This is a genomic window from Bradyrhizobium sp. LB13.1, assembly GCF_054056815.1.
The window spans coordinates 5,791,313-5,815,661 of the sequence record NZ_JBSRYQ010000001.1 but is presented as its reverse complement, the minus strand read 5'-3'; the positions used below and the strand labels follow the sequence as shown (position 1 = coordinate 5,815,661).

15 protein-coding genes and 4 pseudogenes are annotated in these 24,349 nt (G+C 65.0%); 14 read left to right on the top strand and 5 right to left on the bottom strand.

The genetic code is table 11. The features are described 5' to 3' along the window. Positions 1 to 44: 44 nt before the first annotated feature. Complete coding sequence (locus ACVWYI_RS28300) at positions 45 to 479, bottom strand: hypothetical protein (protein ID WP_354052852.1); 435 nt, start codon at positions 477 to 479, stop codon at positions 45 to 47. A 78-nt stretch (positions 480 to 557) separates the two neighbouring features. On the opposite strand from ACVWYI_RS28300, the gene ACVWYI_RS28295 reads away from it, so the two are divergent. Both ACVWYI_RS28295 and ACVWYI_RS28290 read left to right on the top strand, forming a co-directional pair. After that, positions 558 to 1,145 (top strand): hypothetical protein, encoded by a 588-nt coding sequence (locus tag ACVWYI_RS28295; RefSeq protein WP_456663737.1) that lies wholly within the window; start codon positions 558 to 560, stop codon positions 1,143 to 1,145. A gap of 100 nt (positions 1,146 to 1,245) precedes the next feature. After that, positions 1,246 to 1,845: a YdcF family protein gene (locus ACVWYI_RS28290; RefSeq protein WP_456663736.1), complete on the top strand. Its 600-nt coding sequence runs from the start codon at positions 1,246 to 1,248 to the stop codon at positions 1,843 to 1,845. 26 nt (positions 1,846 to 1,871) lie between these two features. Here the strand turns inward: ACVWYI_RS28290 and ACVWYI_RS28285 are convergent, their stop codons facing one another. Then, positions 1,872 to 3,215 (bottom strand): aminotransferase-like domain-containing protein, encoded by a 1,344-nt coding sequence (locus ACVWYI_RS28285; protein WP_247352014.1) that lies wholly within the window; start codon positions 3,213 to 3,215, stop codon positions 1,872 to 1,874. 184 nt (positions 3,216 to 3,399) lie between these two features. On the opposite strand from ACVWYI_RS28285, the gene ACVWYI_RS28280 reads away from it, so the two are divergent. Then, positions 3,400 to 3,636, top strand: coding sequence for a DUF1127 domain-containing protein (locus tag ACVWYI_RS28280; RefSeq protein ID WP_247352012.1), 237 nt, complete (start codon positions 3,400 to 3,402; stop codon positions 3,634 to 3,636). 881 nt (positions 3,637 to 4,517) lie between these two features. Here ACVWYI_RS28280 and ACVWYI_RS28275 read toward each other — a convergent pair. Continuing rightward, a pseudogene (locus ACVWYI_RS28275) lies at positions 4,518 to 4,944 on the bottom strand (universal stress protein). Positions 4,945 to 5,045: 101 nt separating this feature from the next. Next, positions 5,046 to 5,576, bottom strand: a complete 531-nt coding sequence (locus tag ACVWYI_RS28270; protein ID WP_456663735.1) for a SixA phosphatase family protein — start codon at positions 5,574 to 5,576, stop codon at positions 5,046 to 5,048. Between the two features lie 195 nt (positions 5,577 to 5,771). Here ACVWYI_RS28270 and ACVWYI_RS28265 point away from each other — a divergent pair, with 195 nt between their 5' ends. The 9 genes and pseudogenes from ACVWYI_RS28265 to ACVWYI_RS28225 all read left to right on the top strand — a co-directional run bounded on the left by ACVWYI_RS28265 (position 5,772) and on the right by ACVWYI_RS28225 (position 18,325). Continuing rightward, positions 5,772 to 7,229, top strand: coding sequence for an NAD(P)/FAD-dependent oxidoreductase (locus tag ACVWYI_RS28265; protein ID WP_456663734.1), 1,458 nt, complete (start codon positions 5,772 to 5,774; stop codon positions 7,227 to 7,229). Between the two features lie 86 nt (positions 7,230 to 7,315). After that, the gene (gene msrB, locus ACVWYI_RS28260) at positions 7,316 to 7,840 is read left to right on the top strand and encodes a peptide-methionine (R)-S-oxide reductase MsrB (RefSeq protein WP_456663733.1); all 525 of its coding nucleotides are present in this window, start codon (positions 7,316 to 7,318) and stop codon (positions 7,838 to 7,840) included. A gap of 239 nt (positions 7,841 to 8,079) precedes the next feature. Continuing rightward, the gene (locus ACVWYI_RS28255; RefSeq protein WP_354052867.1) at positions 8,080 to 10,332 is read left to right on the top strand and encodes a flagellar hook-basal body complex protein; all 2,253 of its coding nucleotides are present in this window, start codon (positions 8,080 to 8,082) and stop codon (positions 10,330 to 10,332) included. Between the two features lie 35 nt (positions 10,333 to 10,367). After that, positions 10,368 to 12,251: a flagellar hook-associated protein FlgK gene (flgK, locus tag ACVWYI_RS28250; RefSeq protein WP_456663732.1), complete on the top strand. Its 1,884-nt coding sequence runs from the start codon at positions 10,368 to 10,370 to the stop codon at positions 12,249 to 12,251. Positions 12,252 to 12,272: 21 nt separating this feature from the next. After that, positions 12,273 to 14,153, top strand: a complete 1,881-nt coding sequence (locus tag ACVWYI_RS28245; protein WP_456663731.1) for a flagellar protein — start codon at positions 12,273 to 12,275, stop codon at positions 14,151 to 14,153. A 71-nt stretch (positions 14,154 to 14,224) separates the two neighbouring features. Further along, complete coding sequence (locus tag ACVWYI_RS28240; RefSeq protein ID WP_456649283.1) at positions 14,225 to 15,010, top strand: hypothetical protein; 786 nt, start codon at positions 14,225 to 14,227, stop codon at positions 15,008 to 15,010. Positions 15,011 to 15,077: 67 nt separating this feature from the next. Then, positions 15,078 to 15,484: pseudogene (locus ACVWYI_RS28235) on the top strand (hypothetical protein); the annotation flags it as partial. A gap of 85 nt (positions 15,485 to 15,569) precedes the next feature. Then, complete coding sequence (locus ACVWYI_RS28230; RefSeq protein ID WP_456649284.1) at positions 15,570 to 16,823, top strand: hypothetical protein; 1,254 nt, start codon at positions 15,570 to 15,572, stop codon at positions 16,821 to 16,823. Beyond that, on the top strand, positions 16,820 to 18,325 hold the full coding sequence (locus ACVWYI_RS28225) for a pyridoxal phosphate-dependent decarboxylase family protein (protein WP_456663730.1): 1,506 nt from the start codon (positions 16,820 to 16,822) through the stop codon (positions 18,323 to 18,325). Before ACVWYI_RS28230 ends, ACVWYI_RS28225 begins: the two co-directional genes overlap by 4 nt. A 99-nt stretch (positions 18,326 to 18,424) precedes the next feature. Here the strand turns inward: ACVWYI_RS28225 and flbT are convergent, their stop codons facing one another. Beyond that, the gene (gene flbT, locus ACVWYI_RS28220; RefSeq protein ID WP_247351989.1) at positions 18,425 to 18,865 is read right to left on the bottom strand and encodes a flagellar biosynthesis repressor FlbT; all 441 of its coding nucleotides are present in this window, start codon (positions 18,863 to 18,865) and stop codon (positions 18,425 to 18,427) included. 321 nt (positions 18,866 to 19,186) lie between these two features. Between flbT and ACVWYI_RS28215 the strand changes: the two are divergent. Continuing rightward, positions 19,187 to 21,468: pseudogene (locus tag ACVWYI_RS28215) on the top strand (DUF1522 domain-containing protein). A 358-nt stretch (positions 21,469 to 21,826) separates the two neighbouring features. Next, a pseudogene (locus ACVWYI_RS28210) lies at positions 21,827 to 24,107 on the top strand (DUF1522 domain-containing protein). The last annotated feature ends 242 nt before the right edge of the window (positions 24,108 to 24,349 follow it).

The window sequence follows — 24,349 nt, the reverse complement described above, 5'->3', positions numbered from 1 at the left end:
ATGATCCCGTCGGAAAGCCGCTGCGCACTTTTCCGGATCATGCTCTAGCCGCGGTGCAGCGCGAAACGCGCGCCGCAGAACGCCATCACGGCACCGAGGCACAGCGCAGCAAGCCCGGCCAGCACGCCCGAGACCGTCGGGATCGCGCTCGGCGCCGAGGCCACCTGGCCCGCACCCGCCAGCAGCAGCACGCCGACCGCGATCAGGAATTGCCGCATCCGTTGCGGGATCTGGCCTGAGACGGCGCTCTGCATCAATGTCGCCGTGAAATAGCCGCCGGAGAAGCCGACGGAGGCGATCAGCCACCAGGCGATCGCCGCGCCCGCCGGTATGAACTCATGCGTGTCGGAGTGCCAGAGGCCGCCGAGGTCGAGCCCGTAGCGCGCGCCCAGCATGTGCACGGCGAGCGCCAGCAGCACGCCGGAGATCACGGCGGCGCCGAGAATCAGGCGGCGCGGAAAAAAAATCGTCTCAGCCATGTCTCGCTTGTAGGATGGGGCAGGGCGATCGCGCAAGCGGATCGCAGACGTGACCACGCGGATTGGATTGATGTGAACATGCAGGATTCGGGAGCCGAGGCGGCTGCGGGCGCGAGCTATGCCTACAAGGCGTCGCTGATCGGTTCGGCGCATCGCTTCGAGCTGACGGACGAGGGGCTGTCCTGGCACATCGGCGGCCGTTCGGGCCTGTGGCGTTACGACGAGATCAGTGCAATCCGGCTGTCGTTCCGCCCCGTGTCGATGCAGCAGCACCGCTTTCGCGCCGATGTCAGCCACACCGGCGGCGGCCGCATCGCGATCCTGTCGACGAGCTGGCAGACCGCGGCCCTGATGGCGCCGCAGGACAACGGTTTCCGCACGTTCATCGTCGAACTGCACGCGCGAATGGCGAAGGCCGGCAGCCGCGCCGAATTGACCGCAGGCCTCGGCCGCAGGACCTATGCCGCGGTGCTGGCGTTTCTGGCGGTGCTGACCGTGGCGATGACGGGGCTCCTGATCCGCGCAATCATGATCGGCGAATTCGCCGGCGCGCTGTTCATCATCGGCTTTGCCGCGCTGTTCGCCTGGCAGGTCGGCGGCTTCGTGCGGCGCAACCAGCCGCAGAGCTACAGCTTCGATCATGTGCCCAAGGCCTTGCTGCCCTAGACAAGGCCTTGCTGCCCTGAATGGCTTTGCTGCCCTAGGTGCAATCGGCCGCAATCAAACGTGACTTCGCGCGCCTGCGCGGGTGTCGCATCGTGCGGCCATGTCAGCCATGGATCGCAGCACGCGTAGGCCTTCGGCGGATGAGATCTCCGAGATCAACCGCGCGCATCTGATCGATACGCCGCTCCGGCCGGCCGACCTCTTGTTCATGTTCGGAACCCGAGAGGATGTCGCGCTACGCGCCGACACCGCCGCGAGACTGTGGCGCGAGGGCCTGTTCCGCTGGTCGATTGTCAGCGGGGGCGTGACGCCAGGCTCGGAGCAATCCGAGTGCACCATCATCAGGGCGGCGATGGCCGCGGCGGGCATTCCGGCGGACCGTATCCTCGAGGAGCATCGTGCGATGAACACCGGCGAGAACGTGATTTTCTCGCTGCCGATCATCGAGGCCGCGCTGGGGTTGGACAATATCCGGAGCGTGATTTGCCTCGGCAATACGTGGACCGCGCGGCGTTATCCGATGACGCTGCACCGGCATTGGCCGGAGGTCGAGAAGATGTTGCTCACCGTCGACAGCTTTGCGACGCCGCGCGCGCTCTGGCACACCGACACGGAATTTCGCCGCCGCATGCTGCACGAATGGGACAAGATCGAGCCGTACAAGGCGAAAGGCTTCATCGCGGAATGGCCGGAAGCCTGAGCAGGCTCGAGATCCTTGCGCTTTAGCTATTCGGTCGAGTCAAAATCCTCTTCCTTGGTGCCGAGCAGCGACACGATCGTGCGCAGGCCGGAATCGAGCTGCTCGAACGAGGGCGGGGCAAGCGCGAGCCGGACCGCATTCGGGGCATGGCCATGGGCGATCGCGAATGTCGAGGACGGCGTCAGCGCGATGCCGCGCCGGGCTGCTGCGGCGACGAAGGTCTGCGAGCGCCAGTGTGCCGGCAGCGTCAGCCAGAGATGATAGGAGCGGGGATCGGCGGCGAGCTGGTAGCCGGCCAGCAGCCTTGCTGCGGTCTGCTGGCGGCGCGCGGCGTCGATGCGTTTCAGCCGCGTCAGCTCGGCGACGGTGCCGTCGGCCATTAGGCGGTGCCCCGCCGCCAACGCATGGCCGGAGGCGATCCAGCCGCCGGTCCGCACTGCGCTCATCACGCTTTCGCGCAAGTGCGGCGGCGCGACCAGGATGCCGAGCGCAAGGCCCGGCGCGACCTTCTTGGACAGGCTGTCGAGCACGATGCAGCGGTCGGGTCCGAGTGCCGCAAGCGGCGTGTCGTCGGCCAGGAAGCCGTAGACGGCGTCTTCGATGATGGTGAGGTCGAGCTTTTCGGCGACGCGCATGATGTCGGCGCGCCGTGCCGCGTTCATGGTGACGCCGAGCGGATTCTGGATGATGGGCTGGAGATACAGTGCCGACAGGTGGGCCTCGCGATGCGCCTTCTGGATGGCGTCGGGACGCGCGCCGAATTCGTCCATCGGAATCGGGACCAGCGTCACGCCGAGCCGCGCCGCGATGCTCTTGACGTAAGGATAGGTCAGCGCCTCGACGCCGCAGCGGCCGCCGGTGGGGACGAGGGCTGCGAGCGCAGCCGCGAGCGATTGCTTGCCGTTGGCGGTGAAGACGATCTGCTCGGCCTGCGGCGCAAAATCCTTGCGCGCGAGATAGGCGGCGGCTGCATTGCGCGCACTTTTGGTGCCGGTACTGGTGGAGACGCGCAATGCGGATTCGAGCGCGTCGACGCGCTCCAGCCCCGCAAGGCTCTTCGCGATCATCGCCCATTGCTGCGGCAGCAGCGGGTAATTGACCTCGAAGTCGATCCGCGCCTCGCGCGGCTCGCTCAACGTCTCGACTTCGCGCCTGACGTCGCCGGAGATGAAGGTGCCGCGTCCGACCTCGCCGACGGCAAGCCCGCGGCGCAAAAGCTCCGTATAAACCCGGCTCGCGGTCGAGACCGCAATGCCACGGTCATAGGCAAAATTGCGCTGCGGCGGCAGCCGGTCGCCGGGCCTTAACGTGCCGTTAGAGATATCGAGAGCAATGGCATCGGCAAGCTTCACGTATTCGAACTTGGACATTATTGCACCGAGAGCAATGTTTCACTTGCTCCGAGTAGTGTACTGGAGCATTTAAGTTCCATCAAGGTCCACGATTGAGCCGAGGAGAGCGAGAGCAATCCGACGGCAGATCAGGTGCAGGCGCTCAAGCGCTTGCGCCAACGGCATCCGCTTCGCCGCGTGGACCATAGGCCGGAGAAGGACAATGACCACGATCTCGCAGACTGCCGGGCGGAGTTTACGCTCATCCTCGACGGGCGGATTCTTCCGCACCCTCGCCAACGGCGCCTATGCGCTGTTCGAGCGCCTGGAGCACCGCTCCGCCGTCAAGACACTGAACGAGCTCGACGACCGCGCGCTGCGCGACATCGGGATCACGCGCAGCCAGATCGAGGACGCGGTCTACGGTCAGGTCAAAGCCGAACTGACGCGGTATTTGTAAGACGCTCTCTCGTGTCCCGGACGCGACGCAGCGCGCAAGCGTTGCGGCGCAGAGCCGGGACCCAAAGGCCAACTGCACTCGCTGACGCATGGGCCCCGGCTCTGCGCACCGCTGAAGTAGCGCTGCGCTGCGTCCGGGGCACGAGACCGTTGCTCATCGATAGACATAGCTGTTCATCCTCGCGGCTTGTTTCGCCCGAGCTTTGCTTCGTCGCCTTGCCCTCTCAAGAAAGAGGGCGCAGGGAAGACCGGGTGCCGGCTGGCACCCGCGGTCCACTGTGCGAAGTTGTCGTAAGAAAATTGCACAGCGGCATACAGGTGAAGCCAAACAACCGGCCTTCCCTGCGCAGCGGTTTTACGGCTTATGCCGTGCTCTCCTCGGGGAGCGGTGCACTATTGCCCCCGTCGCCTTGCGATGGCTGATGCGCGGACCCGGTCGGGCCGCCACATCACCGCAAGACTTGGCGCACAGACCCCGGGCGCCAGGACCACACGATTTTGCCGTACGCCGATCACACCGGTCGTGTGCGCGAGGTCTTCGCTCACGGTTGCCCGCCCTACGAAGCCGTTCGCGCCGATGTTATCAGCGTCCGCCGCCGTCCGGCCCGCGTTCGTGACGATCGCGATACGCCCCTCTTCCTTGGGCCGGAGTGAGGCGAGATATACGCCGTTTCCGAATTTCGGTAAAGTGGAATATTATCGGCGATGGTGTTGACCCACCGCTGACGTGTTTTGCCCGTCAGGCAACGCAAGATCTCGTAGCCGGGGTGATAGGCGCACAATGCTTCAACATCGTCATTGCGAGCGCAGCGAAGCAATCCAGACTGTCGCCGCGGAAAGATTTTGGATTGCTTCGCTGCGCTCGCAATGACGGAGCACCGCTCAGTGCCTGACCACCCAGCACCGAGCATTTCGCGTAACGCACGACATGCCCGGCGTTGGAGCCGAGGAAATAGGTGCGCATCGCCGGCCGGTGCGAGGTCATCACGATCAGCTCGGCCTTCATGTGCACGGCTTCCTCCAGGATCTCGTGGTAGATGCCGCCCTGGCGCACCACGCTGGAGATGTGGGAAGCCTCGATGCCGGATTCGCGCGCGACGATGGCGAGGGCTTCTTCCGAGGCCTGGCGCTGCTGTTCGTCGAAATCGGCCGGCACGTATTCGGCCAGCATCACCGGCGTCATCGGCAGCACGTTGAGCAGGCGCACCACGCCGCTCCAGGTCTGCGACAGCGTGGCCGCGGTCGCGATCGCCGGCTTGGCGAGGTCGGTGTCGGCGAGGTCGATGGGTACGAGGATGGACTTGAACATCTACGCCTCCAATCTTCCGGTCAGGAAGTTCTTTTGACCAGGCTGGATCAAACGGTCGAGACGGCGCCCGCGCGTCTCATTCCGATCGAAGCAGCCTTAAGCTAACGAAGCAGCTTTGGGCTGACGAACTGCACCAGTTTGCCGCGGCGGTAGGCCACATCGCCCCAATCCTTGACGTCAAAATCGAAGATAGCAAGCCCTGCGGTGGGCAGGTTGTCGGCGATCGCCTTGGCGCCGGCCGGATCGCCGCCACCCATCAGCATCAAGGCGACCTCATGCATGCCCGGATTGTGCCCGATCAGCAGCAACTGCTTCGGGTCGGCCGGGACGGTTGCAGTGCGAATGGTCTCCAGGATCTGCGCGGGATCTGCGCCGTAGAGTTCCGGCAGGATTTCGACCTGCGGCGCCGCGACGCGGTCCTTCATCGCCTCCCAGACGATGTCCCAGGTCTGCCGGGCCCGGACGGCATGCGACACCAGCACGGCCTCGGGGAACGGCGGATGAGCGGCGATCCAGTCGCCGAGCTGCGCGGAATCCCGTTGGCCGCGGTCGTCGAGACGGCGATCCTGGTCACGGCCGCTCGGCGCGTCGATCTCGGTCTTGGCGTGACGCAGCAGCAGTAAACGGCGCATGGCATTCTCGAATCGTTACGCGACCAGGATAATCTACAGGCGCTGGTCGAGGACAAGCTGACAAGCGGCCGCTCAGTCCTTTAAATCGCTATGAGATTGGGACAAATGATCATCGTGCTTTAAATTATTGTCTTGAGCATGATCTTTTCGGAAAACCGCTGCACACTTTTCCGGATCATGCTCTAAGAAAACAACATGAACGAGACTTTCACAAGCGTGTCCCAGGAAGAAGCCGGCTTTCGCGACCGCGCGCGGCTGTCGTTCGACCTCGATGCGGACATCTGCGTCATCGGGGCCGGGCTTGCCGGGCTCTCCATCGCGCTGGAGGCGGCCCGGCTCGGGGCCAGCGTCGCGGTGCTCGAGGGCCGCCATATCGGCTGGAACGCCTCGGGCAACCAGCTCGGCACCGTGATGCCGGGATTTGCGCTGCCGCTCACCGAGCTGATCGAGCGCATCGGTTTCGAGGACGCGCGGGAATTGTGGACGTTGTCGAAGGAGGGGGCCGAGTTTGTCCGGGCCAACGCTAAGGAAGCGAACATGCCGGGGATCGGCCCGAGCGACGGCGTGCTGGAGGTCTCCAACGTCGATGCCGGCGATCGGCTGATCAGCCGGTTGCAGATGCTTGCCGGGGATTTCGACACCGAGGTCGAGGGCTGGCAGGCAGACCGCATCCGCGAGGTGCTCAAGACCGATCGCTATTTCCACGGGGTGTACTATCCGCGGGCGTTCCAGCTCGACGGCCGCAAATATGTGCACGGCCTCGCGGCGCTGGCGCGGCGGGCCGGAGCGCGCATCTTCGAGGACACGCCGGTCGTCAGCATCGATCATTCCGGCATTCGCAAGCGCATCGTCACGCCCTCGGCGCGGCTGCGCGCCACCCACATCGTGCTCGCCGGCAACATCCATCTTGGTGCGCCGCTGCGGCGCCTGTCGGAAACGCTGCTGCCGGTCTGGCGCTATGCCGGAATCACCGCGCCGCTCGGCGAGCGCGTGCACGAGATCATCGCCTTCAAGGGATCGGTGATGGATTCCGATGGCATCGACCATTTCCGGATCGTCGATGGCGACCGCCTGATGTGGGAAAGCCCGGAGACCACCTGGGCGGCGCGACCGCAACGCTTTGCGGGCGCCGTCAGGCGGCGGGTCCGGTCCATCTTCCCCCAACTCGGCAATGTCGAAATCACCGAAACATTCGGCGGCGCCGCTGGCCAGACCGTGCACGGCATGCCGCAGATCGGCCAGTTGCGCAAAGGCCTGTGGGTGGCGAGCGGGTTCGGCCGCCAGGGCATGAACACCTCGGCCATGGCCGGGCAGATGATCGCGCGCAGCATTCTGTTGGGCGACGAGCGCTGGCGGCTGTTCTCGCCGTTCGAGCTGGTCTGGGCGGGCGGCGCGACCGGCCGCGTCGCGGGCCAGATGGTCGGGATCTGGAGCAGGGCGAGTTCCGCTACCGCAGGCTCGCTCGCCCGCTACCGTGAACGGGCGCGGGTCAAGGACCGGGAACGCGAGGCGCGCCTCGCCGAAGCCAACCGGGCCGCCGGCACCGGTCCGCGCCGCCCGCCGCCGGGCGTCAGGCCGCGGCTGGCCCAGCCGCCGAAACCTTCGGCCGAGGCGTTGGAACCGGCCTCGCAAGACCAGGGCGTCTCGCAATAAGTTGAGAAGAATTCCGCCCGGAAGTGTAACGTCGGCCGTTAGAGCCCGTATCTCAGAGCGTGGACTTCCTGCGTACGGAGAATGAGATGTTTGACCGCCGCATCCTGTTGACGACTGTCGCCGACCTGTTCGGCCTTGCGGCCTTCCGCTGGCTCAGAGCATCGCCCGCGGAAGCCGGTGAGAAGGCCGCGCAAAAATTCGAGCAGAAATTCGAGATCGAGAAGACGGACGCCGAATGGCGTGCCCAGCTCACGCCGCAGCAATATGAGATCCTGCGCAAGGAGGGCACCGAGCGGCCGGGCTCCAGCCCGTTGCTCAAGGAGCATCGCAAGGGCGTCTTCGCCTGCGCCGGCTGCGACCTGGCGCTGTTTGCGTCCGACACCAAATTCGAGAGCGGCACCGGCTGGCCGAGCTTCTACCAGCCGATTGAGGGCAATGTCGGCAAGACCGAGGACCGCACTTTCGGCATGCTCCGCACCGAAGTGCATTGCCGCCGTTGCGGCGGCCATCTCGGCCACGTCTTCGACGACGGTCCGAAGCCAACCGGATTGCGCTACTGCATCGACGGTTTCGGGATGGTATTCCACCCTGCTGCTGCATCGGCGACGTGAAGGCTCTTTGATTGATGCGTTTTCTTCACGCGAACCGGGTGCCACTTCGCTCGAAAACGCTATGAGATCCCGGCAATTGTTGCCGGCCCGGCAATTGTGCCCCGGTCATGTGACCGGGGCATTCCTATTTAAGTCATTGATTTCCTGAGAAAACCCGCATTGGCATAGCCCTTGCGACAGTCTCCTCCGACTGCGGCCATGGTCGACCGGCCGCCGAGATCGGATCTGGAGACAAAGTTATGGGTATCTTCGATGCAATGAACACCTCGGTGGGTGGCCTGCAGGCGCAGTCCTACGCGCTGCAGAACATTTCCGGCAACATCGCGAACTCATCCACCACCGGTTACAAGGGCATCGGGACCAGCTTCGTCGATCTCATTCCGGACTCCTCGGTGCCGAGCAAGCAGGTCGCCGGCGGCGTGACGGCCAACGCCAAGGCCACCATCACCACGCAGGGCACGATCTCGGGCTCCACCGTCGCCACCAACATGGCGATCACCGGCGACGGCTTCTTCTCGATCCAGAAGGCAACCGGCATCGTCGACAACGTGCCGGTGTTCAGCGGCGTCACCTATTACACGAGGCGCGGCGACTTCCAGCTCAATGCCAATGGCAATCTGGTCAATGGCGCCGGCTACTATCTGATGGGCGTCACGGTCGACCCGAAGACCGGCAACCCGCAGGGCAACGTGGCGACGGTCCTGAAATTCCAGAACAATTTCATCCCGGCGCAGGCGACCACCTCGATCCAGTACGCGGCGAACCTGCCGACCCAGCCGAACACGGTGGCGAGCACGACGGCGTCGACCGGCACGCTGCTGGCGGCTGGCGGACTCAATCCGTCGGACTTCTCAGCCAACCCGCTGCCCGTGGGCACACCGCCCGCCCCCTATGCCAACGCGACGGCTGCCGGTGCGGCCGCCACGGGTAACATCCGCTCCGCTTACTCGTCGACCACGGGGACGGGCACGGTTGCGCTCCAGAACAACTCGTCCGCGGTGGCCTCGACCACCACCTCCCTTGATAATGCCGTGGGCACGCATCTCGCCTCCAGCATCCTCACAGCGCTCGGCGGCCAGACGCTGACCATCAACGGCAACACGGTTACCTTCAACGGCGGCACCACCGTTGCGACGGTCGGCAGCAACACCACCATCGGTCTCGGCGCGGGCACGACGGCCACGGTGGCCGACATCCTGCAAGCGATCCAGACCGCCGGCGGTGCCGGCGTCACGGCGTCGCTGAGCGCCACCGGCAATATCCAGATATCGAGCGGCATCGGAACCGACGTGGCGGTCAACAGCGGCACGGCAGCCACCGCGCTCGGCATCAGCAGCGTGACGCGTGGCGGCAACGTGCTGTCATCGCCCGCGATCTCGGGCTCCACGGTGCTGAGCGGCGCGGCGTCGGCCGGCGGCGCCCAGGTGCTCTCGTCGGGCTTTGCGGCCGGCGACACCATCACGGTCGACGGACAGACGCTGACCTTCATGGCGTCGGGTGCATCAGGCGCGAACCAGATCAACATCACTGACAACATCACGACGTTGCTCGGCAAGATCGACGCTCTCTCCGGTGCGTCGGGGTCTGCGGTCAGCACCGGCGGCGTGATCACGCTGAACACCGGCACCGTCTCCAACCTGTCGGTAGCCAGCTCCAACAGTGCGGCCTTCGCCGCGCTCGGCTTCACGTCGACCATCACCAAGAACCGCGATGGCGGCGGCACCGCCGGCACGGGCGGCGTGGTCGGCAACGACATTGCGACCTTCACCAAGGAATCGATCAGTGGTGGCGCGGTGACCGCCTACAACGCCGCCGGCACGCCGGTGAACCTGCAATTGCGCTGGGCCAAATCCGACAGCGCCTCGCTGGGCGCGGGCCATGCCGACACCTGGAACATGTTCTACCAGACCGACCCGAATGCGACCGGCACGACGGTCGGCTGGGTCAACACCGGCCAGGCCTTCACCTTTGCCTCCGACGGCTCGCTGACCTCTCCGAGCGGCTCGGGCATCACCATCAACAACGTCAGCGTCAGCGGGCAGTCGCTCGGCTCCGTCTCCTTCAACATCTCCTCGGGCGGGCTGACGCAATATGCCAGCACCAGCGGCGCGGTGACCATCAACACCATCACCCAGAACGGCTACGCCGCGGGTCAGCTCCGCTCCGTCGCCGTCAACAACAACGGCCTCGTGGTCGGAACCTTCTCCAACGGCCAGAACCTCGCCCTTGCACAGGTAGCGTTGTCGCACTTCAACGGCACCAATTACCTCAAGGCCCTCGACGGCGGCGCTTACGCTGCGACCGAACAGTCGGGGCCGGCGATCGACGGCGCTTCGGGCACCATCAGCGGCTCGTCGCTGGAAGGCTCGAACACCGACATCGCCGACGAATTCACCAAGCTGATCGTGACCCAGCAGGCCTATTCGGCCAACACCAAGGTGATCACGACGGCGAATTCGATGGTGCAGGACCTCTTGAACGTGTTGCGCTGATTGGCGCGTGACGTAACCAAAGGCGGCAAGTCAACATGGGTTTGAGTTCAGCCCTCGCCAGTGCGATGAGCGGTCTGCGTGCCAACCAGGCCGCGCTCTCGATCGTTTCCTCGAACGTCGCCAACTCGCAGACGCCGGGTTACGTCGTCCAGAAGCCGAACCAGATCGAGGTCACCACCGGCGACTTCGGCTCGACGGCGATGACGACCGGCGTCAGCCGCGAGCTCGACACCTATGTGCAGAACCAGCTGCGCACCGAGACCGGCGGCAGCGGCTACGCCGACCAGATGGCCAACATCCTGAAGCAGCTTCAGAATGTCTATGGCACGCCCGGCAACAGCGGCACGCTCGAAACCGCGCTGAACAATTTCACCACGGCATTGCAGGCGCTGTCGACCAGCGCGGGCTCGTCGTCGGCGCAAACGGTCGCTCTCGGTGCGGCGCAGACGCTGGCGCAGCAGCTCAACCTCACCACCAAGGGCATCCAGTCGCTGCGCTCCAATGTCGAGCAGGATCTCGGCACCTCGGCGCTAGCCGCCAACGCGTCGATGCAGCAGATCGCCGACATCAACACCAGGCTCCAGGGCCTGCCGGCAACCGACCCCTCGGCTGCGACGCTGATGGACCAGCGCGACCAGGCCATCAACAATCTGTCGAAATATGTCGACGTCCGCGTCACCACCGACGGCTCCAACCAGGCCAACATCTACACCACCACCGGCATCCAGCTGGTCGGCGCCGGGCTCGCCTCGCAATTCACCTTTGCGTCTGCCGGTGCGCTGTCGGCGACCTCGCTCTACAACATCGATCCGGCCAAGTCCGGTGTGGGGGCGTTCAACATCAAGCTCCCGAACGGCGCGCAGGTCGACGTCGTCGCCAACAACGTGGTCTCTTCGGGCCAGATCGCGGCCGATCTGAAGCTGCGCGACCAGACGCTGGTGCAGGCGCAGAACCAGATCGACCAGCTCGCCGCGACGATGTCGAGCGCGCTGTCGGACAAGACCATGGCCGGCAGCACGGTGTCCGGTCCGCCGGCCGGGTTCGATCTCGACCTCGCCGGGGCCGCGCCGGGCAACAGCGTCAACATCACCTACACGGACACGAGCACCAACACGCAGCGCCAGATCACGCTGGTCAACGTGACCGATCCGGCGGCGCTGCCGCTCCAGAACGCGACCAACGCCAATCCGATGCAGATCGGGGTGAACTTCTCCGGCGGCATGGGCGCGATCGCCTCGGCGCTCAACACCGCGCTTTCCAGCTCGCATCTGTCGTTCGCCGCCGCGCCGTCGCCGGCGACGGCCACCACACTGCGGGTAACCGACGACAACACCGGCCTCGCCAAGGTCAATTCGTCCTCGATCACCAAGACGATCTCGTCGCTGACCTCGGGCAATCCGCAATTGCCGCTGTTCACCGACGGCGGGCAGGCGCTCTACACCGGCGCGATCACCGCATCGGGTTCGCAGATGACCGGACTTGCCGGGCGCATCGCCGTGAACACGCAGCTGACCACCGACCCGACCAGGCTGTCGGTCTACAACACCTCGCCGGTGACGCCCGCGGGCGACACCACGCGCTCCGACTTTCTCTATTCGCAGCTCACCTCGGCGGTGTTCTCCTATTCGCCGCAGAGCGGTCTCGGCTCGGCGAGCCAGCCCTTCACCGGCAGTGTTTCGAACTATCTCCAGCAGTTCCTGAGCGTTCAGGGCAATGCCGCGACCCAGGCGACCCAGCTCCAGCAGGGCCAGAGCGTCGTGGTCTCGACGCTGCAGGCCAAGTTCAACTCGACCTCCAGCGTCAATCTGGACTCGGAGATGTCGAACCTGATCCAGCTCCAGAATGCCTACGCCGCCAACGCCCACGTCATGTCGGTGGTGCAGAGTATGATGAACACGTTGCTCCAGGCTCAAGTGTAACTAGTAACAGGGCTCTGAAATATGTCGATCAGCAGCATCAACTACTCCTCGTCGGTTCTCGGCTCGCAGATCCGCAACATCAACACGCAGCTCACCGATTTGTCGACGCAACTGTCGACCGGCAAGCTGTCGCAGAACTACTCCGGGATGGGGACCAACGAGGGGTTCGCGATCGCCTCGCGCGCGCAGCTGTCCAATATCGCCGCCTATACCGACACGATCACCAACGTCAATGTCAGCATCAACCTCGCCAACACCGCGCTGCAGGCGCTGACCACGATCCGCAATACGGTGCAGACGGGCTCGGCCAACACCGCGCAGGATCTCAACGTCAACGGCCAGACAGTCGCGCAGAACACCGCCGCCGCCCAGTTCGGGTCGATGGTCGGCGTGCTCAACACGCAGGCGGGCAACCGCTATCTGTTCTCCGGAACCGCCGTCAACACGCAGCCGGTCGCGGATGCCGGCGACATCATCAACGGCACCACGACGCAGGCGGGCTTCAAGACCGTCCTGGCCGAGCGCCAGGCCGCCGATCTCGGCACCGGCACGGGGCGGTTGGTGCAGACGTCATTGCCGTCGGGCGCGGTGCAGGTGTCCGAGGACGTTGCCGGATCGCCATTCGGGCTCAAGATCGCGGCGGTCTCCTCGACGCTGACTGGCGCGACGGTCACCGGCCCGAGCGGCTCGCCGGTGTCATTCTCGGTGAATCTCAACGGCACCAATCCGAACAATGGCGACAAGCTCAGCGTGAAGTTCACGCTGCCCGACGGCTCGACCGAGCAGATCGACCTGACTGCGTCTACCGCCACGCCAACGCCAGTCGGCAGCTTTGCAATCGATGCAAGCGTTCCGGTCAACCCGGCCAACACCCAGACCAGTCTCAACACCGAGCTGAACACCGCGATCACGAAGCTCGCCAACACTGCGCTGGTGGCGGCATCCGCGGTGACTGCCGGCGACAACTTCTTCAACACCGCGAGCTCGGCGATCGGCACGCCCGTCAACAACCAGGCGGCGCCGCCGGCGCCCGTGACCGGCGCGACGGCGTTGTCCGGCGCGAGCCCCTCGGACTCGATCTCGCCGGGCTTCGTCGCCGGCGACACCATCACCGTCAACGGCACCACGCTCTCCTTCGTCAGTTCGGGGGCGACCGGCAACCAGCTCAACGTCGGCGACAGCATCCAGACGCTGATGAGCAAGATCGACCAGATCACGGGGACCTCGAAGCCCTCGACGGTCCATGGCGGCTCTATCACGATCAACACCGACGATGCGGCGAACCTGAGCATCACGACCTCGAATACGGGAGCGCTGGGTTCGCTTGGTTTCGCTTCCACACCCGTGACCGCCACGCAACCGCCGCTGCGCATCGGCTCGTCGCCCGCAAGCTCGGCGACGACGCTGGTCAACGGATCGGCCACCACCGTGAAATGGTACCAGGGCAATGACGGACCCGGCTCGCCGCGCTCCACCGCGATGGCGCGGGTCGACGATTCCGTCACGGTGCAGTACGGCGCGCAGGCCAACGAGGACGCGATCCGCAAGGAATTGCAGGCGGTCGCCGTGTTCGGGACGTTCTCGACCTCGCCGGCCGGACAATATTCGGGCGGGCAGGTCGCCGCGCTCAGCCTGCGGGTGACGCAGGCGCTGACCAAGCAGCCCGGCCAGCAGCGCATCGAGGACATCCAGACCGACCTCGCGATGTCCCAGAACACGATGAAGGACGCAAGCTCGCGCCAGACCCAGGCCAAGGCGCAGCTCCAGACCATCATCGACCAGGCGGAATCGGCTTCGCCGGACCAGGTCGCGAGCGAGATCCTGTCGCTCCAGAACGCGCTCCAGGCGTCCTACCAGGTCACCTCGAACCTCTCGCAGCTCTCGCTCGTCAAGTTCCTGTAAGGGGGCGTTAAGGCGTCGTTAACCATGCCTCTTTACCTCTTGGTGAGGATTGGAGCGAGGCGGAGCTGCCGATGTCGGACAAGATGAAGCTGGTGGTGGCCACGCCATGTTTTGGCGGGCAGGTGACGAGCATCTATGCGAGCTCGATCTTCGCGCTCCAGCGCGCCGTCCACGGCATGGCCAATATCGAGCTCAAGGTGCTGCTGCGGGACGGCGACGCGCTGATCACGCGGGCGCGGGCCAATCTGGCCGCGATGTTCCTCGACGATCCCGAGGCGACGCATTTCCTGTTCATCGACGCCGACATCGGCTTCAAGCCGGAGCAGGTGTTCCGGCTGATGGAGTGCGGCGCGGATGTCGTGGCCGGCTGCTATCCGATCAAGCGGGTCAACTGGGACAAGGCGAAGCGCGCGATCGAAGCCGGCCGCACCGACGTGCCGGCCGCATCGCTCGATTACGTGCTCGAGATCGAGGATCCAGACCGCATCGTGGTGGTCAACGGCTTCACGCGCGTGCGCTACGCCGGCACCGGCTTCCTGATGATCCGGCGCCACGTGCTGGAGGCGATGTGCCGCCATCCGGACTACGCCAGCCTGCAATTCTTCCGCGAGCATTCGCACGACACGCTGGTGGCGAGCCAGAACCGGTTTGCCCTGTTCGAATGCATGATCGATCCGGCGACCGGCACCTATCTCTCCGAGGACTTCGCCTTCTGCAAGCGCTGGACCGACATCGGCGGCGAGATCTGGGCCGACATCCAGAGCTCGCTCGATCATGTCGGGCCGTCGGTGTTCCACGGCGACATCACCTCGCAATTCGCACCGGCGCCTGCGGCCGCCGCTGCCGATGCGGCGTGAGTCTTTCGGGATGAGCGCCGGCGCATCCCGTCTGTCAGCTACCGAGCCCGAGAGCGGCTCGACGATCTCGCAGACGGCAGGCGGAATTGCCGTGCGCAAGGACGGCGCGGTGACGGGGCTCGCCGGCGATAGCATGGCGGTGCCGCTGATTGACATGGCGGCCGGCATTGCGATGCGCCCGGACGCCGGTGCAGCGGTGCTGCGCGCGGTCGACACCAGCCTCGCGCAAGGTCGGCGCGTTTTGTTGCAGATCATGGATTCGTCAAAACTCGGTTGGCGTGCCCCAAGCGAGGCGTGTCTTGATGAGATCGCGTGGCGCTGGCCGCGCAAGGTTCAAATTGTCGTCGACGCCCGTCAGGCGCGGCTCGGTCGCCGGCGGCTGCGCTCGACCGCGGTTACATGGTGCTGACCACCGGCTCGAAATTCTTTGGCGGCCCCGCTTTCAGCGGCGCGCTGCTGGTGCTGAAAGGCCTGCAGGCGCAACGCAATGTGCAACACGTTCTCGATCGCATCGCCCATGTCCTGGTGAAGATCGAGAAGTCCGCGTTCGAGGTGTGAGATGCAACATCCAGTTTCCGCGCCGATCGGCGTGACCGCGCCGAACCATGCCGACCGCATCGGCTTTGCGCAATTGACGCGCCGGGCATTCGAGGGCGGCGACCTGCATCCGTTGCGCGACCGGCTCCTGACGCGGATCGATGAGGGGACGGCGGAGGCGGGCGAAGGCCTGGATCTGTCGCTGATTGCCCAGCTTCTCGGCGAGAAGGAGGCCGGGCTCGTGATCCAGACCGAGGTGCTCTCCTTCCACCAATTGTTTCGTACGCCTTGCGCTGTTCCAAAACCCCGCCTGCGCGTGCTCGCACTCGCCGCCGATATCGACATGGGCGGCAACACGCCGATCGACTTCCTGCTTGAAGACTCCGACATTGAGCTGTTGACGCTCTACGTGGTCAAGGGCATCGGCCTGCCGGAAAATCTGCCCGAGCACGACGTCGCCATCGTGATTGCATCCGATTCCGAAGAATGCCGGGAGGCGCTCGCGCTGATCGAGAAGGCGGCGCCGCGCTGGCCGCGGCCGCTGCTCAATCGCCCCGATCTCATCGGCAATCTCGATCGCGACAAGCTGTATCGGTTGCTGGCGGGCGTGCCCGGCCTCGACATTCCCGCGACCATCCACGCGACGCGCGCGCAATTGTCGGATCTCTCGACAGGGAACATCGCCTGCGAAGACATCGCGGGCGAACCGCACTTTCCGATGATCGCGCGGCCGCGCGGCTCGCATGCCGGCGTCGGGCTTGCCAAGCTCGATGACGCGGCGGCGCTCGCGGCCTATCTTGCCGAGCGGCAAGAGAACGACTTCTTCCTTGCGCGTTTCGTCGACTATGCGAGTCCCGATGGGCTCTACCGCAAATATCGCCTCGCCATGGTCGACGGCAAACCCTATGCCTGCCACATGGCGATCGCCGATCGCTGGGACATCTGGTATCTCAACGCCTTCATGGCGTTCAGCGAAGAGAAGCGGGCCGAAGAAGCCGTCTTCATGCTCGACTTCGACCATGCTTTCGCCGCGCGCCACAAAGTCGCGCTCGACGAGATGAGCAGGCGCGTCGGCCTCGATTACTTCATCGTCGATTGCGCCGAGAACCAGAACCGCGAGCTGCTGGTCTTCGAAGCCGACAATACTGCCGTCGTGCACAACATGGATCCGCCGGCCGTGTTTCCGTACAAGCCGCCGCAGATGCGCAAGATCTTTGCGGCATTCACGACGATGCTGTCGCGGCATGCAAGAGCGGGCGAGGAGAGTGCAGCATGAACGAGATCATCCGCAACACGCAAAGCTCCGTCACGCACACTTCGCTCGATCCGCAGGACTGGGGCGAGTTTCGTGCGCTCGCCCATCGCATGCTTGACGAGACGATCGACGGCATCGTCAACGTTCGCGCACGTCCGGTGTGGCAGCCGATCCCCGACGGCGTCCGTGCGGCATTCAAGGCCGACGTGCCGCGCGAGGCAAGCGATCTCGCCGACGTCTATCGCGAATTCGCCGAGCACGTCGCGCCCTACGCGACGGGGAATGTCCATCCGGGTTTCATGGGCTGGGTGCATGGCGGCGGCACCGCGGTCGGCATGGTCGCGGAAATGCTCGCGGCAGGCCTCAACGCCAATCTCGGTGGCCGCGACCACATGCCGATCGAGGTCGAACGCCAGATCGTCGGCTGGATGCGCCGCCTGTTCGCCTTTCCCGACAGCGCGAGCGGCATCTTCGTGACGGGCACGTCGATGGCCAATCTGATGGCGGTGCTGGTGGCACGTACGAGCGCGCTCGGCACGCTGGCGCGGCAGTACGGCATCGGCAACGATGGCGCACTTCTGACCGCCTACACGTCGCAGGCCGCGCATGGTTGCGTGGCGAGGGCGATGGACGTCGCCGGGCTCGGCACCGATGCGCTGCGCAAGATCGGCGTCGATGCCGATCATCGTATCGACGTCGCCGCGCTGCGTGCGCAGATCGCGATTGATCGCGATGTCGGTTTCAAGCCGTTCCTGGTCGTCGCATCCGCCGGTACGGTCGACATCGGCGCGGTCGACGATCTCAAGGCGATCGCGGAGCTGTGCCGCGAGGAGGGAATCTGGTTTCACGTCGACGGCGCCTTCGGAGCGCTGGCGATCCTGTCGCCCGAGCTTGCGCCGCTGATCGGCGGCATCGAGCTTGCGGATTCTATCGCGCTCGACTTCCACAAATGGGGGCAGGTGCCTTATGACGCCGGCTTTCTGCTGGTGCGCGACGGCGAGCAGCATCGGCAGGCCTTTGCGCAGCCCGCGGCCTATCTGCGCCGCGAGGCGAGAGGGCTTGCGGCGGGCGCGATCTGGCCCTGTGATCTCGGTCCCGATCTATCGCGTGGCTTCCGTGCGCTGAAGACGTGGTTCACGCTGAAGACGTTCGGCACCGATCGGCTCGGCGCGGTGATCGCGCGAAGCTGTGCCCTGGCGAAATATCTGGAGACGCGCGTTCTCGCCGAGCCGCGGCTGGAATTGCTGGCACCGGTCAATCTCAACATCGTCTGCTTCCGTTACCGCGCCCCCGATGAGGTCAATCGGGAGATCGTCGCCGACATCCAGGAGTCCGGTATCGCGGCGCCCTCAAGCACGACGCTGGGCGGCAAGTTTGCGATCCGCGCCGCGATCGTCAATCACCGAACCGACGAGACGGACATCGACGCGCTGGTCGCAGCGGTGCTGGAATTCGGCGGACGGCGGAGCCGCGATACTGTGATCGAGGTCGAAGCGCCGCCGCTCGCGGCGCAGGAGTATTGATGCAGGCCTGAAACGACAACGGCCCCGGAGGCGATCCGGGGCCGTTGTCGTTTGCGCGGTCTGGTCGTTTGCGCAGCGCTGCCGCGCGAACGGGCTATATCAGGCGGCGGTGCTGACGTCGTCCTGGTCCGCTTCTGCCTTGGGACGCGTGGCCTCGAACTGGCCCCGCAGCTTTTCTTCGTAGGCGATCAACTTGCGGGCGTCCTTCAGTGCGCGATAGAGATCGCCGTTGAGGATGTTGTTGTTGATGCCTTCGATGATGGGCCAGGAGCTCGGCACCGCGGTGACGATGTCGCGCACGAGGTTGAAATAGGTGCCGTGCTGGGTCTGCGGATCCGGCGAGATGTACATGAGCTGGACCGCCAGATAGACGAGCTTGGCGGGCGTGTCGGCGGTCTCCGGCGTGAGGATGTCGCGCTCGCGCAGGATCGGCACGTTGTCGCCGTCGATCAGAAGGCGGGCGCGCTGGTCCGTGTTGGTTATCACGCAGTTACCGACGATGATGCGTTCGTGCGGTCTGAGCTCGACCTTGAGGGCCATGCCTGTTCTCCATCAACGCTTTCGTAACCGAGCGTGTGTTGCGGCGGGTCAGGGCGCAATACTCCATCAAGACTAGTTAACGAGTTGTAAATCCCGGCCCACGCCGCCGAAAAGCTCAATTACATCAACGTCGAATTCGCCCGGCGGCGCAGCGTCGCTCGTGTGCAGATCGGGCGAATCGCGCGCCGACTCAGCAAAAGCGCCGATTCCATTTCATGTTTCGTTAGAGGACTCCGCCCCACGGTCCGCCGGTCGCTGGGTCCATCTCGATCCAAGCAGACGAGTAACAGTAGCGTCGTTTACCAGAAAGGTAACAGAGTCATGTCAGGTATCGTCCTCTCCTCGTCGGTTCGCCAGAACCTGCTCTCCCTCCAGTCCACCGCTGACCTTCTCGCCACCACGCAGAACCGTCTGTCGACCGGCAAGAGCGTCAACTCGGCCCTGGACAATCCCACCAACTTCTTCACCGCGCAGTCGCTCGACAACCGCGCCAGCGACATCAACAATCTGCTCGACGGCATCGCCAACGGCGTGCAGGTGCTGCAGGCTGCCAACACCGGCATCACCTCGCTGCAGAAGCTGATCGACTCTGCGAAGTCGATCGCCAACCAGGCGCTGCAGACCACGGTCGGCTACTCCACCAAGTCCAACGTCTCCGCCTCGATCTCGGGTGCGACGGCGGCCGACCTGCGCGGCACCACGTCCTTCGCCAGCGCGACCGCGAGCAGCAACGTCGTGTATAACGGCACGGCCGGCGGCACCACGGCAGCAGGCGGCACCACGACGCTCGGCGCCACCCTCGGCACCTTCACGGGTACCGCGGGAACGGCAGGCGACGGCACCACGGCCCTGACCGGCGCCATCACCCTGATCGCCACTTCGGGCACGACCGCAACCGGCCTGGTCGGCAACGCCCAGCCCGCCGACGGCGACACGCTGACCGTGAACGGCAAGACCATCACCTTCCGCTCGGGCTCTGCTCCGGCGTCGACTGCGGTGGCCTCCGGTTCTGGCGTCAGCGGTAACCTCGTCACCGACGGCAGCGGCAACTCCACCGTCTATCTCGGCACCGCGGGCACCCCGACTGCGACCGTTAACGATCTCTTGACCGCGGTCGATCTCGCCAGCGGCGTGAAGACGGCGTCCATCACCGCGGGTGCCGCGACGCGCTCGCCACCAGCGTCAACCAGACCGCTTCGAGCGTCGGCGGCGGCGCCGTCACGCTGAAGAGCTCGACGGGCGCGGATCTGAGCGTCACCGGTAAGGCCGACCTGCTCAAGGCTCTCGGCCTGAGCTCGGCAGTGGGCGGCGGCAACGCCACCGTAAGCGTCAACCGGACCACGAGCGCTGGCTCGCTGGGTGCGACGATCGCTGACGGTTCGACGCTGAACGTCGACGGTCACGTCATCACCTTCAAGAACGCGCCGACCCCGGGTACGACCGGTGCTCCGAGCGTTCCGAGCGGGTATGGTGCGAGCGGTGCGGTCGTCACCGACGGCAGCGGCAACTCGACCGTCTATCTGCAGTCCGGCACGGTTAACGACGTGCTGAAGGCGATCGACCTTGCCACCGGCGTGCAGACCGCGACGATCAACGCCAGCGGCGTTGCTGCGCTTACGACTGCGACCGGCCAGACCAACTCGTCGATCAACGCATCTGGTCAGCTCAAGATCTCGACCGGCGTCAATGCCGACCTCTCGATCACAGGCACCGGCAACGCGCTGAACGGGCTCGGCTTTGCCGGCAACACCGGCACTGCGAGCGCCTTCACCGCGGCACGGACCTCGGGCGTCGGCGGCATCAGCGGCAAGTCTTTGACCTTCTCCGCCTTCAACGGCGGCACGGCGGTCAATGTCACCTTCGGCGACGGCACCAACGGCACCGTCAAGACGCTCGATCAGCTCAACACGAAGCTTCAGGCCAACAACCTGACCGCGACGATCGACGCCAACGGCCTGCTGACGGTCTCGACCACCAACGACTACGCGTCCTCGACCATCGGATCGAGCGCCGCAGGTGGTTCGATCGGCGGCACGCTCACTTCGGCGCTGACCTTCTCGACGGCTTCCAGCCCCGTCCAGGATACGGTTGCCCAGACGTCGCGTTCGAACCTGGTGTCTCAGTACAACAACATCCTGAACCAGATCGACACGACCTCGCAGGACTCCTCGTTCAACGGCGTCAATTTGTTGAACGGCGACCAGCTCAAGCTGGTGTTCGACGAGACCGGCAAGTCGAACCTCAGCATCACCGGCGTGACCTACAACTCCAAGGGTCTCGGCCTCGCTGCGTTGACCAGCGGTGTCGACTTCATCGACAACTCCGCGACCAACAAGGTGCTGTCGAACCTGAACGCCGCGTCGAGCACACTGCGCTCGGAAGCGTCGAGCCTCGGTTCGAACCTCTCGGTGGTGCAGGTTCGTCAGGACTTCAACAAGAGCCTGATCAACGTGTTGCAGACCGGTTCGTCCAACCTGACCCTGGCCGACACCAACACCGAAGCGGCGAACAGCCAGGCGCTGTCGACCCGCCAGTCGATCGCGGTCTCCGCGCTGTCGCTGGCCAACCAGTCGCAGCAGAGCGTGCTCCAGCTGCTCCGCTAACAAGCGGAAGACATCGCAAGCAAGATCCGGCGGCGGGGCTTCGGCTCCGCCGCTTTCTTTTTGCGACGGCATCAGAGTGCCGCTCGGCGAAGCGGAGACGATGCATTCGGATGCAGCCGATCGCTCACTCTGAGTTATGGTTGACAAGTCGCAAACGCCGGGTCGCTGCACGAAAAAGCGTCATCCTATCATGGCGATATGGGAGAACCGGATCCGGCTCCGATCGCTCGTATGGTGAATCTGCGCAAGGATTGGAGCGACACGCTTCATGCTTTGTTAGCCGTCTGTGTTCACGGTTCCGGCATCGATTAATCCTAATCGAAGTTTGTTGCGTTGCGTACCAGAAGGGTAACACTCAATGTCCGGTATCGTTCTCTCCTCGTCAGTTCGTCAGAACCTGCTCTCCCTCCAGTCCACCGCTGATCTTCTCGCCACCACGCAGAGCCGTCTGTCGACCGGCAAGAGCGTCAACTCGGCCCTGGACAATCCCACCAACTTTTTCACGGCCCAGTCGCTCGACAACCGCGCCAGCGACATCAACAATTTGCTCGACGGCATCGCCAACGGGCGTGCAGGTGCTGCAGGCTGCCAACACCGGCATCACCTCGCTGCAGAAGCTGATCGACTCTGCGAAGTCGATCGCCAACCAGGCGCTGCAGACCACGGTCGGCTACTCCACCAAGTCCAACGTCTCCACCTCGATCTCGGGTGCGACGGCGGCCGACCTGCGCGGCACCACGTCCTTCGCCAGCGCGACCGCGAGCAGCAACGTCGTGTATAACGGCACGGCCGGCGGCACCACGGCGGCAGGCGGCACCACGACGCTTGGCGCCACCCTCGGCACCTTCACGGGTACCGCGGGAACGGCCGGCGACGGCACCACGGCCCTGACCGGCGCCATCACCCTGATCGCCACTTCGGGCACGACCGCAACCGGCCTGGTCGGCAACGCCCAGCCCGCCGACGGCGACACGCTGACCGTGAACGGCAAGACCATCACCTTCCGCTCGGGCTCTGCTCCGGCGTCGACTGCGGTGGCCTCCGGTTCTGGCGTCAGCGGTAACCTCGTCACCGACGGCAGCGGCAACTCCACCGTCTATCTCGGCACCGCGGGCACCCCGACTGCGACCGTTAACGATCTCTTGACCGCGGTCGATCTCGCCAGCGGCGTGAAGACGGCGTCCATCACCGCGGGTGCCGCGACGCTCGCCACCAGCGTCAACCAGACCGCTTCGAGCGTCGGCGGCGGCGCCGTCACGCTGAAGAGCTCGACGGGCGCGGATCTGAGCGTCACCGGCAAGGCCGACCTGCTCAAGGCTCTCGGCCTGAGCTCGGCAGTGGGCGGCGGCAACGCCACCGTGAGCGTCAACCGGACCACGAGCGCTGGCTCGCTGGGTGCGACGATCGCTGACGGTTCGACGCTGAACGTCGACGGTCACGTCATCACCTTCAAGAACGCGCCGACCCCGGGTACGACCGGTGCTCCGAGCGTTCCGAGCGGGTATGGTGCGAGCGGTGCGGTCGTCACCGACGGCAGCGGCAACTCGACCGTCTATCTGCAGTCCGGCACGGTTAACGACGTGCTGAAGGCGATCGACCTTGCCACCGGCGTGCAGACCGCGACGATCAACGCCAGCGGCGTTGCTGCGCTTACGACTGCAACCGGCCAGACCAACTCGTCGATCAACGCTTCGGGTCAGCTCAAGATCTCGACCGGCGTCAATGCCGACCTCTCGATCACAGGCACCGGCAACGCGCTGAACGGGCTCGGCTTTGCCGGCAACACCGGCACTGCGAGCGCCTTCACCGCGGCACGGACTTCGGGCGTTGGCGGCCTCACGGGCAAGACCCTGACCTTCTCCGCCTTCAACGGCGGCACGGCGGTCAATGCCACCTTCGGCGACGGCACCAACGGCACCGTCAAGACGCTCGACCAGCTCAACTCGAAGCTTCAGGCCAACAACCTGACCGCGACGATCGACGCCAACGGCCTGCTGACGGTCTCGACCACCAACGACTACGCGTCCTCGACCATCGGCTCAAGCTCCGCAGGTGGTTCGATCGGCGGCACGCTCACTTCGGCGCTGACCTTCTCGACGGCCTCCAGCCCCGTCCAGGATACAGTTGCCCAGACGTCGCGGGCGAATCTCGTCAACCAGTACAACAACATCCTTCAGCAGATCGACTCGACTTCGCAGGACTCCTCGTTCAACGGCGTCAATTTGTTGAACGGCGACCAGCTCAAGCTGGTGTTCGACGAGACCGGCAAGTCGAACCTCAGCATCACCGGCGTGACCTACAACTCCAAGGGTCTCGGCCTCGCTGCGTTGACCGGCGGTGTCGACTTCATCGACAACGCCGCCACCAACAAGGTGCTGACCAACCTGAACACGGCCTCGAGCACGCTGCGTTCGGAAGCGTCGAGCCTCGGTTCGAACCTGACGATCGTGCAGGTTCGTCAGGACTTCAACAAGAACCTGATCAACGTGCTGCAGACCGGTTCGTCCAACCTGACCCTGGCCGACACCAACGTCGAAGCCGCCAACAGCCAGGCGCTGTCGACCCGCCAGTCGATCGCGGTCTCCGCGCTGTCGCTGGCCAACCAGTCGCAGCAGAGCGTGCTCCAGCTGCTCCGCTAACAAGCGGAAGACATCGCAAGCAAGATCCGGCGGCGGGGCTTCGGCCCCGCCGTTTTTTTCGTGCGTCAGCCGACATTCGCAGCCACGCAACGCTCTGAAAAAGTAACCAGCGGTTATGGTTAATGGAGGGTAAGCGCGGATAAACGCCAATGATTTCAGCCTGATTGCCGGCCGCGACCACGCCTTCCGCGCACTTATGGTGAACCCGCGCTTAATGCGGGCGCGTGTCGTTTCACCCTTTG